Below are 14,350 nucleotides of genomic sequence, written 5' to 3'. Positions count from 1 at the left end.
GAAGGGACCGCGGCTGAGGAGGAACCTACGGACGGCGACGCCCGCCGACCCCGTCCCGGGACGCCCCCGTCCGGCCGCGTGACCGAACCGTTGCGGGACCTCCTCCGGGCGGTCGGTGACCCGCCTGCCGGGGCGGTCACTTGTCGACTGCCGCGCGGGAAAGCCCAGGTCAGCAGCCGGTCGGGCGGGCGATGACCTCGGCGCCCGGGGCGACGCACCGGCGTGTCGCACGCGTCTGGTGGGATGTCGCCGTGGCTGCGACCCCTCTCGTCATCGACACCGACCCGGGCATCGACGACGCCCTGGCCGTCCTGCTGGCGCTGGCCAGCCCGGAGGTGGACCTGCGCCTGGTCACCACGGTGCACGGCAACGTCGACCTGGCGCAGACGACGGAGAACGCGCTGCGGGTGCTGCACCTGGCCGGCCGCTCCGACGTCCCGGTCGCCGTCGGTGCCGCGACCTCGCTGGTGGTGCCGCAGGCGGAGCGGGCCGGGCACGTGCACGGCGCGGCCGGGCTGGGCGGCGTCGTCCTGCCGCCCTCCCCGGCGTCGGTGGACCCGCGGCCCGCGGTGGTGGCCCTGGCCGACCTGCTGATGACCAGCGACGAGCCGGTCACGGTGGCCGCGATCGGCCCGCTGACCAACATCGCGCTGCTGCTCGCCGTCTACCCCGACGCCGCCGCCCGGATCGGCCGGCTGGTCGTCATGGGCGGGTCCGCGAGCCGCGGTGGCAACGTCACCGCGGCGGCGGAGTTCAACGTCTGGGCGGACCCGGAGGCGGCCGCGGTGGTGTTCCGCGCCGGCCTCCCGACGGTGATGGTGGGGCTGGACGTCACCCTGCCCACCGTGCTCACCGAGGCCGGCATCGCCCGGTTCGCCGCGGCCGGCGAGGTCGGCGCCCGGGCCGCCGCGATCCTGCGGCAGTACCTGGACCACGCGCGGAGCAGCTACGGGACCGACGGCGTGGTCGTGCACGACGCGCTGGCGCTCACCGAGGCGATCGTGCCCGGCACGCTGCGCACCGTGCGCCGCGACGTGGTCGTGGACACCGGCCCGGGCGCCGCACGCGGGCAGACGCTGGTCGACCGGCGCACCGTGTCCGCGTCGCCAGCGGCGATCGCGGTCGCCGAGGGCGTGGACAGCCCTGCAGCGGTGGAGTTCCTGGTCAGCCGGCTGGTCGCCTACGGTGACGGAGCAGCCACGCCTGCCGGGGTCTGAGCGGTCCCCCCCCATCGGGGTACCGGACGGGCGGAACGGTTCCGGATCCCGTCGGGCAGCGGCCACGATCCACGGCAGGGACCCGTCGAGGACACGGCGGAGAGCACGGAGCGCGGCGTCCCGGACGGGTCGCGCGAGGAGGACTCATCAACACGGTCAGGTCGGCAGCCGAGGCGGCGCCGTTCACCGTCACGCTCACCGACGGCCCCGCCGAGGGGCAGGTCGTCGCGCACGTGGCCGGGGAGCTCGACGCCGCCGCCGGGCCGCTGCTGCAGCAGTCCCTGCTCGACGCCCTGCGCCGGGCCGGGCGCCTGCTGACCATCGAGCTGTCCGGGGTCACGTTCTTCGGGTCGGCCGGGGTGACCGCCCTGGTCTGGGTGAGCCAGCACCCCGAGGCGGCCGGCAAGCACGTCCGGGTGGTGGCGACCAGCCGGATCGTCACCGGCCCGCTGGAGCTGACCGGGCTGCTCGAGCGGCTGGACGTGGAGGGCATGCCCGAGGGCTCCGCCCGCCCGGGGAGCACACCCCCCGGCTGAACCGCGGCACGGCGTGCCGGACCCCCCGTGCTGCAGTCTCGGACGACGTCGTCCACCATGGTCCGGGCGGAGCAACCGCCGACGGGAGGGGCTGACTGTGGGTGCACTGGTCTGGCCGTCTGCCGCGGTGCCCTCCGAGGAGGGTGACGTCTGGCGGTGGGAGCTCCCCACCGTGCACGACGCCTCGCGGGTGCGGATGGACCTGCGTGCCCGGCTGGCGCACCCGTCGCTGGCCTCCCGGTCGACCGAGGACGCCCGCGAGGGCCTGCTGCTGGTGTTCGAGGAGCTGTCCTCCAACGCGCTGCGGCACGGTGGCGGCTCGGTCGTGGCGCTGATCGTCGCGCTGCCCACCGGCTGGCTGATCGTGCTCACCGACGGCGCGCCGGAGTCCCCTCCGCAGCCCGCGGTCGACCGCGACCCCGCCTACGGCGGGATGGGGCTGCCGATGGTCGCCCAGCTGTCCATCGACTACGGCTGGTGCAGCGAGCCCGGCCGCAAGCACGTCTGGGCCCGGCTGCCCTCCGGCTTCAGCTCGGCCGAGGCGCTGCCCCGGCCGCGCTCCTCCTCCGGCCCGGCCGCATAGCGCTCAGCCCCGCACCACCCGGACGTCGGCGAAGCCCTCGGCGGTGCTCGGCGGCACGAGCCGGGCGGCGGTGCTGAACAGCCCGACGTCGGGTACCCGGGCGCGCCCGCTGCGGGCCTCGTTGCGCCGCCGGCAGGTCTCCAGCGGGACGTCGAGGAACACCGCCCGCGCCGGGACGCCGGCGGCGACGGCGAGCTCGACCAGCGCCGCCCGCTCGGCGGGCGACGGGTCGGTGTTGTCCACGACCACGCTGGCGCCCTCGGCGAGCAGCCCGGCGACCACCCGGCGCTGCCGGGCCTCCCGGTGCCGCGCGTTCGGCCAGTGGTCCTTGCTGACGACGACGTGCGTGCCGGCCAGGTGCTCGGCGACCCACGTCGTCTTCCCGGCGCCCTGCAGCCCCACCATCACGACCAGCTCGTTGCAGGGCGCCGCGGCCCCCGCGCAGGGGCCCGCGGCCTCGTCGCAGGCTTCAGCCGGCCCCCTGCAGGGGCCCGCGACGAGCCTGCGAGTCGTGGGGGGCAGGGGGTGTTCCCTCAGCCGGCCCGTCGCAGCGTCCCGCGGCCCTCGTGCAGGGGCCCGCGGCGAGCCTGCGAGTCGTGGGGGGCACGGGGGTCCTTCCCAGGTGCGCCCGCCGGCTCGTCGTCCTCGGCCCGGCGGGGGGCCGGGTGCTCGACGAGCGCCAGCACCCGGCCGGCCATGAACCGGGCGGTGCGCACCGGGGTGCCGCCGCGGGTCACCTCGGTGACCTCGACGAGCCCGCGCCCGTGGGTGGTCTCCACCCGGCGGCCGGCCCGGGTGGCCTCGATCTCGTAGGTGCGGCTGCTGCCGCCGGCGTCGACGACGACCTCGACACGGTCACCCTTCACGGGTCCTCCTCGCGTTGTCTGCACCCTGTGCAACACCCCTCGGGGGTACCCGATTCCGCTGGTCAACGGTTCAGCCGGCCGCGGGCCGGGCATGGGAGAACGGTTGTCCGCGATTGAAGGAGGAGCCGTGTTCCCGGCCGAGAACATCCGTGACTGGCGCACCAAGAACGTCGTCGACCCCGACGGGAGCAAGATCGGCACGCTCGAGTCGGTGTACGTGGACACCACGACCGACCTGCCGTTCTTCGCCGCTGTCGTGACCGGCATGATCGGCCGCCACAAGCTGACCTTCGTCCCGCTGACCAACGCCACGGTCGCGCCGGACCACATCCGGGTCACCGTGAGTAAGGACCTGGCGAAGAACGCGCCGTCGATCGACACCGACGGCGAGCTCAGCGTGGAGGAGGAGCCGGCCGTCTTCGAGCACTACTCGCTGCCCTACACCGCCGGCGTGCGGCGGCTCGCCCGCCGCTGAGGGTCAGCCGCGGCGGGCGGTGAAGGCGCCGGCTGCGTCCCGCAGGCTCTTGGTCGGCCGCAGCCAGGCGCCGTCCACCGGCAGCGCGTCGAGCCGGACCCGGTCCAGCGGGACGGCGAAGGCGCCGGGGACGTCCTCGATGTCGACGAAGTGCAGCAGGTCCGACGTGATGGCGTAGCCGGCGACCTCGCTGAAGGCGACGACGACGACCTCGGTGCCGGACCGGGCGAGGTCCTCCAGCGGCTCGGCGAAGTTGCGCCCGTCGCCGGAGAAGACGACGAGCCGGCGCAGCTGGTGGCTGTGCGCCCGGACGCTGATGTGGTCCAGCATCGACTGGTCGATGTCGTCGTCGGGCTGCAGCTTGGGCCGGGCGAAGACGGCGTAACCGAAGCTGCGCAGAGCCTCCACCCAGCGCTGCAACGAGGTGGCGTGCTGCGGCGGCACGTTGGCGAAGACGCAGGCCTCGACCTCCGGCTGCACCGGCGCGCCCGGGTCCTCGGCGCCGTCGACGAACCAGGCGGCGATCGCGTCGAACCGCGGCCGGGAGGCCGCGGTCGGCCGGGCCCCGATCACGTTCGCCAGGGTCATGTCGATGTTGGGGGCGTCCCACACCAGCAGGTCCAGCGCCGGACGGACGCCGTCCGCGTCGTAGCCGTCGTCCGAGGTCGTCTCCACGGCGTAGGTCTCGGTCACCGGGTCAGTGTGCCGGTCGACCGGGCTGACCGTGGGACTGGTCGCCCGCCGCCGACCCCGGCGCCCGCCCACCCGCGCCTCAGGCCGGGACGACGGCGGCACGGTCGACCAGCTCGGCGACCGGGGTGCCCGGCGGGAGGGTGCCCAGGACCGCGCCCCAGTCACCGCCCAGCCGGGTGGCGCAGAAGGCGTCGGCGACGGCGGCCGGGGCGTGCTGCAGCAGCAGCGCGGCCTGCAGGCACAGCGCGAGCCGGCCGGCGATCCGCCGCGCCCGCAGCGGCAGCTGCTCGGGGTCGGCGAGCTCGCGGGCCAACCGGTCGAGGGCGGCGTCGTACCGCGTGTCCGCGCCCCGGGCGGCGTCCAGCTCGGCGGTCACCGCGGCCAGCGACGACGAGCCGGCGCCCAGCGCGCGGAGCACGTCGAGGGCGATGACGTTCCCGGAGCCCTCCCAGATGGAGTTCAGCGGCGCCTGCCGGTAGAGCCGCGGCATCCCCGACTCCTCGACGTAGCCGTTGCCCCCGAGCACCTCCAGCGCCTCGGCGACCGCGACCGGGGCGCGCTTGCAGACCCAGAACTTGGCGACCGCGCCGGCCAGCCGCAGGTAGTCCCGCTCCCCCGCGTCCTGGGCCGCAGCCAGCCGGACGGCCAGCGCGGTGGCCGCCTCGCTCTCCAGCGCCAGGTCGGCCAGCACGTTCTGCATCAGCGGCTGCTCGGCCAGCAGCGCGCCGAAGGCCCGCCGGTGCCGGGCGTGGTGCACCGCCTGGGTCAGCGCCGCGCGCACGGTGGCTGCCGAGCCCAGCACGCAGTCCAGCCGGGTGGTGGCGACCATCTCGATGATCGCCGGGACCCCCCGGCCGGGCTCGCCGACCAGCCAGCCCGTCGTCCCGTCGAACTCGACCTCGCTGGAGGCGTTGGACCGGTCACCCAGCTTGTCCTTGAGCCGCTGCAGCGCGAAGGCGTTGCGCTCGCCGCCGGGCAGCACCCGGGGGACCAGGAAGCAGGAGACCCCCTCGCCGGTCTGCGCCAGCACCAGGAACAGGTCGCTCATCGGCGCGGAGGTGAACCACTTGTGCCCGGTCAGCGACCAGCTGCCGTCGCTGCGGGCGGTGGCCGTGGTCGTGTTGGCCCGGACGTCGGAGCCGCCCTGCTTCTCGGTCATCCCCATGCCGGCCACCAGGCCGCGCTTGGTCTGCGGGTCGGTGAGCCCGAACTGGTACACGCGGCTGGTCAGGGCCGGTTCCAGCGCCTCGGCGAGGTCCGGCGTCCGGCGCAGCGCGGGGACGACGGCGTAGGTCATCGTCACCGGGCAGCCGTGGCCCATCTCGACCTGCGTCCAGCCGAGGTACCCGACCGCGCGGCGGACGTGGGCGTGCCGGTCACCGGCCGCCTGGTCCGCCCAGGGCGCGCCCGCCAGGCCGTGCCCGATCGCCGCGCCCATGAGCTCGTGCCAGGCGGGGTGGAACTCGACCTCGTCGACCCGGTGCCCGTACCGGTCGTGGGTGCGCAGCCGGGGCGGGTTCTCGTTCGCCAGCCGACCCCACTCCTGCGCCTGCTCGCTGCCGGCCAGGGCACCCAGCCCGGCCAGCGAGGCGAGCGCGCCGGCGTCGGCGTGCCGCAGGCAGGCCTCGGACAGCGCGGCGTCCCCGGCGATCGGGTCGTGCCCGACCAGCGGCGGGACCTGGTTGGTCACCTGGTGCGTGACGCTCATGGACGCACCGTACGAGACGTCGGCCCCGGGCCGGGACGCGTTCAGCTGCGGACGAGGCCGTGCAGCGCGACGAGGGCGGCCGGCGCGTAACCGGCGGCCAGCGGGAGCGGGCCGCGCACGCGCAGGCCGGTCGTCGTCCCGCCGTCGGGCCCGGAGGTCACCCAGTGCAGCAGCGTCATCCGGGCCGGTCCGACCTGGACCGTCCACCGCCACCGCCGCGAGCCGTCGTCCACCTCGTCGACGACGAACGGCACGGTCACCCCGAGCGGGCCGCGCACCCGACCGGTCACGCCCTGCGTGATCCGGTCTGCAGCTGTGTCGACGCCCAGGATCTGCGGTGCCCAGCTCGACCAGCGGGCCGGGTGGAGGTAGCGGTCCCACGCCTCGGCCGGGGCGACCGGTCCGGTGGCGTGCAGCGTCAGGGTGGTCACCGGGACCAGGTGCCCGCCCGGGTGCCGATCGACACCCGGGCGGGCAGGGGAGCCGGGATCCGCCCCCGAGAGTGACCCCGGCAGTCCGTGGTGGTCAGGGCCCCGCCCCGTGGCCGGGGCCCTGACCGATCAGGCGGTGGCCCCCGTGGCGCCACCGTCGGTCCGAGGTCGGGGCCCCGCCCCGTGGCCGGGGCCCCGATCCATCAGGCGGTGGCCCCCGTGGCGCCACCGTCGGTCCGAGGTCGGGGCCCCGCCCCGTGGTCGGGGCCCCGATCCAGCAGGCGGTGGCCCCCGTGGCGCCACCGTCAGGCCGTGTCCCTCGGCGCCGGGGCGCTGGAGGGGTGGCCGGTCATCGGCAGTTCTCACTCACCGCCTGCCGAGGCCGCGGGCGGCCTGGCACGGCGGAGCAGCCGGGCTGGGGGACGCACGCCGGGACGGCGCAGGTCGGCACGAGCCGCAGCTGCGGAGAGGACCCCTAGTCGGGGGAGGAGGACGGCTCGGGGAGCAAGCCGTCCTGGAGGGTGCGGACCGGGGCCGTGGAGACCAGGTCCGCCAGCGCCGGCTGGACCGGCAGCGTGGGGAGCGTGGCGTGCAGGGCGCCGAGCGGCGACCAGTTGGCGCCGCCCGGGGACGTCGGCGTCGGCGGCACGGGAGTCGCGGGCGCCGTCGGAGCCGGGGCGGGCAGCGGTGCCGGGGCCGGCGGGTCGTGCGGCGCGGCCGGGCTCGCCGGAGCGGCCGGGACCGGCGCGGTGCGCTGGGCGTGCGACGGGGGTCCGGACCGCGTGGACGACCGGTCGGTGCTGCCCGGGTCAGCGGAGTCGGCCACGACGCAGAGGTCGCTGACCTCCAGCACGGAGGCAGTTCCGGAGGAACCAGCCGCCGGGACGACGACCGGCGCGGTCACCGAGGTCGAGCCCGAGCTCGGCACCTCGGAGGTCGGCGCGGCGGCGGCGGTGGTGGCGGGCTGCACGGACGCCGCAGCCGCCGGTGTGGCTGCCTCGGTAGCCGGCGCCGCCGGGTCAGCAGTCACCGGGGTGGTTGCCGGGACCGCCTCCACCGTGACCGCCTCCACCGGTGCCACCACCGGCGGGTCCGCGTCCACCGGGGTCGTCGGCGCCGGGACGACGGACTCCTCGACGACGGGCACCTCAACGACGGGCACCGCAACGACGGGCACCGCAACGACGGGCACCGCAACGACGGGCACCGCGACGGCCGGCTCCAGCACGACCCCGGGGACCGTCAGGTCCGGCACCGCGACCGGCGTCGGGCCCGAGACCACCGGAACGACGATGACCGGCAGGTCGGGCAGCGGGAGCGGCGGCACAACTACGACCGGGACGACCGGCAGCGCCTCGACCGGCGGCACAGGCAGGTCCGGGACATCCGGCAGGTCGGGCAGTGAGAACGGCGGCACGACCACGACCGGCGGCAACACGACCTCGGGCACGTCCGGCAGCGAGACCGGCGGCATCGGGAGACCGGGCACGTCCGGCAGGTCGGGCAGCGAGACCGGAGGCACCCGCACCGGCGGCAGCGGCAGATCCGGGACGTCCGGGACATCCGGGACATCCGGGAGCGAGAACGGCGGCACGACCACGACCGGCGGCACGACTACGACCGGCGGCAACACGACGTCCGGCACATGCGGCAGCGCGACCGGAGGCGCCCGCACCGGCGGCACCGGCAGGTCCAGGACGTCCGGGACATCCGGAACGTCAGGCAGCGAGAACGGCGGCACGACCACGACCGGCGGCACGACTACGACCGGCGGCAACACAACGTCCGGCACATGCGGCAGCGCGACCGGAGGCACCCGCACCGGCGGCAGCGGCAGATCCGGGACAACCGGCACGTCGACCGGCGGCACGGGCAGATCCGGGACATCCGGGACGTCCGGCAGCGAGAACGGCGGCACGACCACGACCGGCGGCAACACGACCTCGGGCACGTGCGGCAGCGCGACCGGAGGCACCCGCACCGGCGGCAGCGGCAGATCCGGGACAACCGGCACGTCGACCGGCGGCACGGGCAGATCCGGGACATCCGGGACGTCCGGCAGCGAGAACGGCGGCACGACCACGACCGGCGGCAACACAACGTCCGGCACGTGCGGCAGCGCGACCGGAGGCACCCGCACCGGCGGCAGCGGCAGGTCCGGGAAACCCGGCACGTCGGGGAGGTCGGGCTGCGAGACCGGCGGCACGACCACGTCCGGGACGACCGGCGGCAGCGGCAGGTCCGGGAAACCCGGCACGTCGGGGAGGTCGGGCTGCGAGACCGGCGGCACGACCACGTCCGGGACGACCGGCGGCAGGGACACCCCCGGCACAGAGACCGGCGGGACCGGGAGATCCGGCACGTCCGGCAGCGGCATCGGCGGCACGATGACGTCGGGGACGCCTGGCGGCAGGGACACGACAGGAGCCGGCTCCGTGGAGGGACCCGGCTGGTCACCGTCAGGCACCGGGAGGTCAGGCACGGAGACGTCAGGCACCGGGACGTCCGGCACGGAGACGTCGGGCACCGCCACCGGAGGCAACAGGACGTCGGGCACCGCCACCGGAGGCAACGGGACGTCGGGCACCGCCACCGGAGGCAACGGGACGTCGGGCACCGTCACCGGAGGCAACGGGACGTCGGGCACCGTCACCGGAGGCAAGGGCAGGTCGGGTACAGGCTCCACCGACACGGGTGGCGCCGGCTCCGTGGGGGGACCCGGCTGCTGACCGCCAGGCACCGGGAGGTCAGGCATGGGAACCTGCGGCACGGCAACGTCCGGCACCGGGACGTCCGGTACGGAGGCGTCCGGCATCGGGACGTCCGGTACGGGGACGTCCGGCACGGAGGCGTCCGGCACGGGGAAGTCAGGCACGGGGACGTCCGGCACGGGGACGTCAGGCACGGGGACATCAGGCACGGGGACATCAGGTACCGGCAGGTCAGGCACCGGCGCGTCTGGGACGAGCCCGGACGGAGCCGGGTCAACGGGGGGTGTCGTCGGTGGCGCCACGGCGACCGGCGGCAGGTCAGCCGGCCCGGCACCGGCCGACGTCGGTGCCGGCGGCACGACATCGCTCGGCACGACGTCCCCCGCCGTGGCCACCGTCGTCACCACGGAATCCAGCGGCTCGCCCGGGAGCACGTCCTCCGCGACGGCGGTCCCGGCTGCGAGACCGACGGCCAGGCACCCGCCCGTGGTGAGACCGGCGGTCACCACCAAGCGGCGGAACCACGACCGGCGCGCGGGAGGGCGCGGGGCAGCGCCACTCCCGGACTCCGGCATGGGTGCACGCTCCTCCACCGCACAAGAGAGGTAGAACCGGAACGGGCGGTATTTGACCGATCATGAGAACGCGGTCGGGATGGCGTGACCCTGCGTCCACGAACCGGTGTACCGAGTCACCGGCTGTTCCACGTGGAACGGCCGGCTCAGGCGGGCGGCCCGCCCAGGAGCAGCTGCCGCAGCAGATGGACCGCGAGCGTCGTCGTCCGCTGCCGGACCGCCTCCCGCGAGCCGGGCAGCACGACCGCCTTCGTCAGGGTGCCCGCCGGCCCGACGACCGCGAGGTGGACGGTGCCCACCGGCTTGTCGGCCGTCCCGCCTCCCGGGCCGGCGATACCGGTGACCCCGATCCCGAGGTCGGCCCCGAACCGGTTCCGCGCCCCCTCGGCCAGCGCCAGGGCGACCTCCGGGCTGACGGCACCCGCTTCGGCCAGCGTCGCCGCCGGCACACCGAGCAGCTGCTCCTTCGCGCTGTTCGCGTAGGCGGCGACCCCGCCCACCACCCACGCCGACGACCCGGGCGCCGCGGTCAGCCGGGCCGTGAGCAGCCCACCGGTGCAGGACTCCCCCACGGCCACCCTCCAGCCCCGGTCGACCAACGCACCGGCGACCAGGGCGTCGGGCGTAGGCCCGGTGCTGAACAGGGTGTCGGGGAAGTCGCTGCTGATCGCCTCGGTCAGCCGCGCGTAGGCCGGCTCGGCGTCCGAGGCGTAGCGGGTGACGATCTCCAGCTCGCCGTCCCGCAGGCAGGTGGTCACCTCGAGCCCGGTCAGCTGGTCCTCGACCCGGCGCAGGGTCGCCGCGAGCTCCGACTCCGGGGTCCCCCACAGCCGCAACGTCTGCTGCCGCAGCTCGGTGGCCCCGTCCAGCGCCGCCTGCACCGGGTCGGCGGCCAGCGCGGCCGGCCACATCCCCTGCAGCTCCGACGGCGGCCCGGGGAGCACGACCACCGGCGGGCCGCTGCGCCCCTCGGCGGCCGGCACCACCAGTCCGGGAGCGGTGCCCACGGGCTCGAGCACGGTCGCGCCGACCGGCACCAGGGCCTGCTTGCGGACCCCCGCGGCCGTGGCCTCCGGGTCCATCAGCCAGCCCCGCCGCGCGCTCAGCCGGGCCACCACACCCGCGATCCGCTCCTCCAGAGCCGGGTCCACCTCCGACGGGCGGTCCTGGAACTCCCCCACCACCGCCGCGGTGAGGTCGTCGGCGGTCGGGCCGAGCCCCCCGGTGGTGATCACCAGGTCCAGGCCGTTGCCGGTGAGGAAGGCCAGCGCGGCGTGCAGGTCCTCGGGCCGGTCCCCGACGACGACCACCGAGCCGACGTCGACCCCCCGCGCCCGGAGCGCCTCTGCCAGCCACGGACCGTTGCGGTCGGCGACCCGCCCGGTCAGGACCTCGGTACCGGTCACCACGATGCCCGCACGCACTGCCACGCCCCGACCCTAGGACGCCGCGCAGCTACGGTGACTGCCGGACCGCCACGCGGTCCGACCCGGTCGGCACCGCTGCCGGGGGCGCGCCCCACGCCCGTCACCAGGAGGACAGATGAGCCAGCCCCACCCGCCGATCCCCGAACCGCAGCCCCACCCGCAGGGCCCGGACGACGACGGCCCGCGCACCCAGTCGATCCTGCTGCCCCCCAGCCAGCGCCCCACCGCGGCGCCCGGCCCCGACGACCCGCCGACCCAGGTGGCGCAGGACTGGACGCCCCCGGCCGATCCTGCTCCCCCGGCCGGCAGCCACGCGACGGAGCAGCTGCGCGGGCACGGCACCGGTCCGCTGGACCTGGTCCCCGGCTTCCCCGACCGCCCACCGGTCACGGCCAGTGGGAGCAGCACGGCGACCCTCCCGCCGCCGTCCGCCGGGCCGGGCACGACGCCGGGGACGCCGGGCGCCGCGCATGCCGCGGGCGCGTCGTCGCACCGCCGGTCGCCGCTGGCCGCGGTGACGGCGCCCGCCGCGGCGGGGCGGTCGTGCTCTCGCTGGGGCTGGCCGTCCTCGCCGTCCTGCTGCTGGAGCTGGGGCTGGCGCTCGACTTCGAGAGCGCGTCGCTGTGGGAGCTCGTGCCGACCTGGTCCGCGCTCGCGACCGTCGGGGCGCTGGTCGTCCTCGTGGCGCCGCTCGGCGCGCTGACCGGCCGGTTGCCCGCACGGACGGCATGGCGCACCGGCGCCGTCGGCGCCGCGGCGCTGGCCACGTTCTGGGTGCTGGTCGCGCTGCCGATCGCCCCCACCGACCGCGGGTTCTGGCTCACCGCCGCCCTCGCCGCGGCGGCGGCCGCGCTCTGGTCGGCCCCCGGCCGCACCGAGTGAGCAGCCCGCGCGGCTGGTACCTCGCCGCCGGCGGGCTCGCCGTCGCCGCCCTCGGCCTGCCCTGGACCGGTCAGCTGCCCGGCGCGGCCTCGCCCGCCCGGGTCGCCGTCGTCGCCGGTCTGCTGCTCGCGGTCGGCGGCCTGCGCACCGGGCGCGACTCCCTGCTGAGAGCGGCGCTGGGCGCGGCCGTCGTCGGCGTCCTCCTCGGCGGGGTGCAGGCGAGCCCCGGTCGGCTGGCGCTGGCCGCCGCCGCGGCGTGCCTGGTGCTGGGCTGCCGGGCGGCGGGACGGCGGCTGCTGCCCGCGCGGCAGGTCAGGGGCTCGGCGGGCTGACCGCGCTGTGGCCCGCCGGCACCCGGGCGGGTCCCGCCTCCGGTGGGCGGCGGCGGTCCTCGGGGTGGGTGCGGACGACCAGCAGCGCCACGTCGTCCTCCACCGCACCGGCGAGCTCACCGAGGAGCCGGTCGCAGAGCTCGTCCACCGAGAGCTCCGCCCCGGCGGCCAGCACGCCGGCGAGCCAGCTGATCCCGGCGTCGAGCGCGACCCCCCGGCGCTCGATGAGGCCGTCGGTGTAGAACAGCACGGTCGCGCCGGGCCGCAGCTCCTGCACGTGGTCGGCGCGGGGTGCCGACGGGTCGAGCCCCAGCAGCAGGTCCGGGTCCTGCTCCAGCACGGTCACCCGGCCCTCCGGGCTGAGCAGCATCGGCGGCGGGTGCCCGGCGTTGCTCCAGCGGAGCACCCGCACGCCGCGATCGGCGTCCTCGGGGCGCTGCTCGACGACGGCCAGGACGGCGGTGGCCAGGGTGTCGACGGCCAGGTCGCGCATCGCCCGGTCCAGCGCGGTCAGCACGGTGGCCGGCGACCCCTGCTGGCAGTGCGCGACGCCCCGCAGCACGTTGCGCACCTGCGCCATCGCGGCAGCGGCGTACCGGTCGTGCCCGGTGACGTCGCCGATGACCAGCGCGGTGCGGCCGTCACCGAGCAGGAAGGCGTCGTACCAGTCGCCGCCGACCTGCGCGTCGGTCGCCGCCGGCACGTACCGGACGGCGACCTCCAGGTGGTCGGGCTCCGGCGGGTCGGTGAGCAGGCTGCGCTGCAGCACCTCGGCGATGCCCCGCACCGCGTCGTTGCGGGCCTGCTCGGCCTCGCGGGCGCGGATCCGCTCCACGGTCTGCGCGCACTGGGCGGCCAGCGCCAGCAGCAGCTCCAGGTCGGCCGGGTCGAGCGTCGTGGGCGTCGTCCACCCCACGCTCAGCGACCCGATCCGCCGGTCGCCGCTCTCCAGCGGCACCGCCGCCCACGCCTCGACGCCCGTGGCCGCCACCAGCTCGGCGAGCTCAGGGGAGAACGCCTCGCTGCTGGCGCGGTCGGGGAGCAGCACCCGCGCACCGGTGCGCGCGGCGACGCAGCCCGGGTAGGGCGCCTCCAGCGGCAGCACGGTGTCCGGGCCGACGCCGAGCGGGCTGATGCCCTCGCTGAGCACCAGGTGCAGGTCGCCGTCCTCGCAGACGGCCACCGCGCCGCCGTGCGCGGCCAGGGCGACCAGCCCCTTCTGGGTCACCACCCGCGCCAGGTCGTCCAACGTCTCGGCCCGGCCCAGCGCGAGCGCCACCCCGGAGAGCGCGGCGAGCCGCCGGGCGGTGTCCGCCTCGGCCGCCCGCGAGGCGGACAGCTCGGCGGCGCGGGTGAACAGGTCGCTCTCCACCTCCAGCACGCGGCGCTGCCACTTCTTGCCGGTGCCCGCGGGGTGGGCGGCCTGCGCCTGCTGGCGCACGTAGTCGGTGATGTCCTCGGCGCGCTGCAGCACGTACCGGCAGCCACCCTGCCCGTCGGGCACCGGCACGCTGATCAGGCTCCAGAAGCGCTTGGTGAACCCGCCGGACCCGTCGGCGATGTCGTACTCCTGCACCGACATGGTGTGCGGCCGGCCGGTGTCCCGCGCGCGCTCCAGGGAGGCCCGCACCTTGGCCACGCCGCCGTCGGGGTCGACCTCGTTGGGGTTGCCGGGGAACGCCTCGAAGACGTCGCGGCCCACCAGCTCGGCGAGCTCCCGGCCGGTGCGGGCCAGGTAGGCGGGGTTCGCGTCGGCGATGACCAGGTCGGGGGTCAGCACCAGGTAGGGGGTCGGAAGCGCGGCGAAGACCGCGGTGTGGTCGACCTCGCCACCCGGCTCACCGGATCCGCCCGCGCGCCCGCCGGTCGCCCCACCCGGCTCGTCCGCCCGCGTGACCACGGCCCCTCGCGACC

The 14,350-nt window shown here is 76.5% G+C and carries 14 protein-coding genes; 6 read left to right on the top strand and 8 right to left on the bottom strand.

The window, feature by feature from the left end:
• The first annotated feature begins 251 nt into the window (after positions 1-251).
• The 3 genes from MODMU_RS00455 to MODMU_RS00445 all read left to right on the top strand — a co-directional run bounded on the left by MODMU_RS00455 (position 252) and on the right by MODMU_RS00445 (position 2,336).
• On the top strand, positions 252-1,217 hold the full coding sequence (locus tag MODMU_RS00455) for a nucleoside hydrolase (protein WP_014738168.1): 966 nt from the start codon (positions 252-254) through the stop codon (positions 1,215-1,217).
• On the top strand, positions 1,214-1,753 hold the full coding sequence (locus MODMU_RS28210; protein WP_083869625.1) for an STAS domain-containing protein: 540 nt from the start codon (positions 1,214-1,216) through the stop codon (positions 1,751-1,753). Before MODMU_RS00455 ends, MODMU_RS28210 begins: the two co-directional genes overlap by 4 nt.
• A 127-nt stretch (positions 1,754-1,880) precedes the next feature.
• Entirely contained in the window at positions 1,881-2,336 is a 456-nt protein-coding gene (locus MODMU_RS00445; protein WP_231851733.1) for an ATP-binding protein, read from the top strand.
• 3 nt (positions 2,337-2,339) lie between these two features.
• Here MODMU_RS00445 and MODMU_RS00440 read toward each other — a convergent pair whose 3' ends face one another.
• Entirely contained in the window at positions 2,340-2,741 is a 402-nt protein-coding gene (locus MODMU_RS00440) for an ATP-binding protein (RefSeq protein WP_014738165.1), read from the bottom strand.
• Between the two features lie 128 nt (positions 2,742-2,869).
• Positions 2,870-3,202 carry a hypothetical protein gene (locus MODMU_RS28000; protein ID WP_014738164.1) on the bottom strand — a complete coding sequence of 111 codons (333 nt, stop codon included), beginning with the start codon at positions 3,200-3,202 and terminating at the stop codon, positions 2,870-2,872.
• 127 nt (positions 3,203-3,329) lie between these two features.
• Between MODMU_RS28000 and MODMU_RS00430 the strand changes: the two genes are divergently transcribed.
• Positions 3,330-3,677, top strand: a complete 348-nt coding sequence (locus tag MODMU_RS00430; protein ID WP_014738163.1) for a PRC-barrel domain-containing protein — start codon at positions 3,330-3,332, stop codon at positions 3,675-3,677.
• 3 nt (positions 3,678-3,680) lie between these two features.
• Here MODMU_RS00430 and MODMU_RS00425 read toward each other — a convergent pair whose 3' ends face one another.
• From MODMU_RS00425 to MODMU_RS00405, 5 genes are all read right to left on the bottom strand, one after another.
• Positions 3,681-4,370 carry an NYN domain-containing protein gene (locus MODMU_RS00425; RefSeq protein ID WP_014738162.1) on the bottom strand — a complete coding sequence of 230 codons (690 nt, stop codon included), beginning with the start codon at positions 4,368-4,370 and terminating at the stop codon, positions 3,681-3,683.
• 79 nt (positions 4,371-4,449) lie between these two features.
• Positions 4,450-6,078, bottom strand: coding sequence for an acyl-CoA dehydrogenase family protein (locus MODMU_RS00420; protein ID WP_014738161.1), 1,629 nt, complete (start codon positions 6,076-6,078; stop codon positions 4,450-4,452).
• 41 nt (positions 6,079-6,119) lie between these two features.
• On the bottom strand, positions 6,120-6,509 hold the full coding sequence (locus tag MODMU_RS00415) for an SRPBCC family protein (protein WP_014738160.1): 390 nt from the start codon (positions 6,507-6,509) through the stop codon (positions 6,120-6,122).
• A gap of 475 nt (positions 6,510-6,984) precedes the next feature.
• Positions 6,985-9,162, bottom strand: a complete 2,178-nt coding sequence (locus tag MODMU_RS26605; RefSeq protein ID WP_166503346.1) for a hypothetical protein — start codon at positions 9,160-9,162, stop codon at positions 6,985-6,987.
• Between the two features lie 779 nt (positions 9,163-9,941).
• A complete protein-coding gene (locus tag MODMU_RS00405; RefSeq protein WP_014738158.1) occupies positions 9,942-11,225 on the bottom strand; it encodes a competence/damage-inducible protein A in 1,284 nt (427 codons plus the stop codon).
• A gap of 540 nt (positions 11,226-11,765) precedes the next feature.
• Here MODMU_RS00405 and MODMU_RS28205 point away from each other — a divergent pair.
• Both MODMU_RS28205 and MODMU_RS00390 read left to right on the top strand, forming a co-directional pair.
• The gene (locus tag MODMU_RS28205) at positions 11,766-12,104 is read left to right on the top strand and encodes a hypothetical protein (protein ID WP_014738156.1); all 339 of its coding nucleotides are present in this window, start codon (positions 11,766-11,768) and stop codon (positions 12,102-12,104) included.
• A complete protein-coding gene (locus MODMU_RS00390; RefSeq protein ID WP_014738155.1) occupies positions 12,101-12,436 on the top strand; it encodes a hypothetical protein in 336 nt (111 codons plus the stop codon). Before MODMU_RS28205 ends, MODMU_RS00390 begins: the two co-directional genes overlap by 4 nt.
• Here MODMU_RS00390 and MODMU_RS26600 read toward each other — a convergent pair.
• A complete protein-coding gene (locus MODMU_RS26600) occupies positions 12,417-14,336 on the bottom strand; it encodes a SpoIIE family protein phosphatase (RefSeq protein WP_014738154.1) in 1,920 nt (639 codons plus the stop codon). The two genes, MODMU_RS00390 and MODMU_RS26600, sit on opposite strands and share 20 nt — an antisense overlap.
• Positions 14,337-14,350: the final 14 nt, after the last annotated feature.

This window comes from Modestobacter italicus (assembly GCF_000306785.1).
GTDB lineage: Bacteria > Actinomycetota > Actinomycetes > Mycobacteriales > Geodermatophilaceae > Modestobacter > Modestobacter italicus.
The sequence above is the reverse complement of the archived record's forward strand: the minus strand, read 5'-3'. Positions and strand labels throughout refer to the sequence as shown.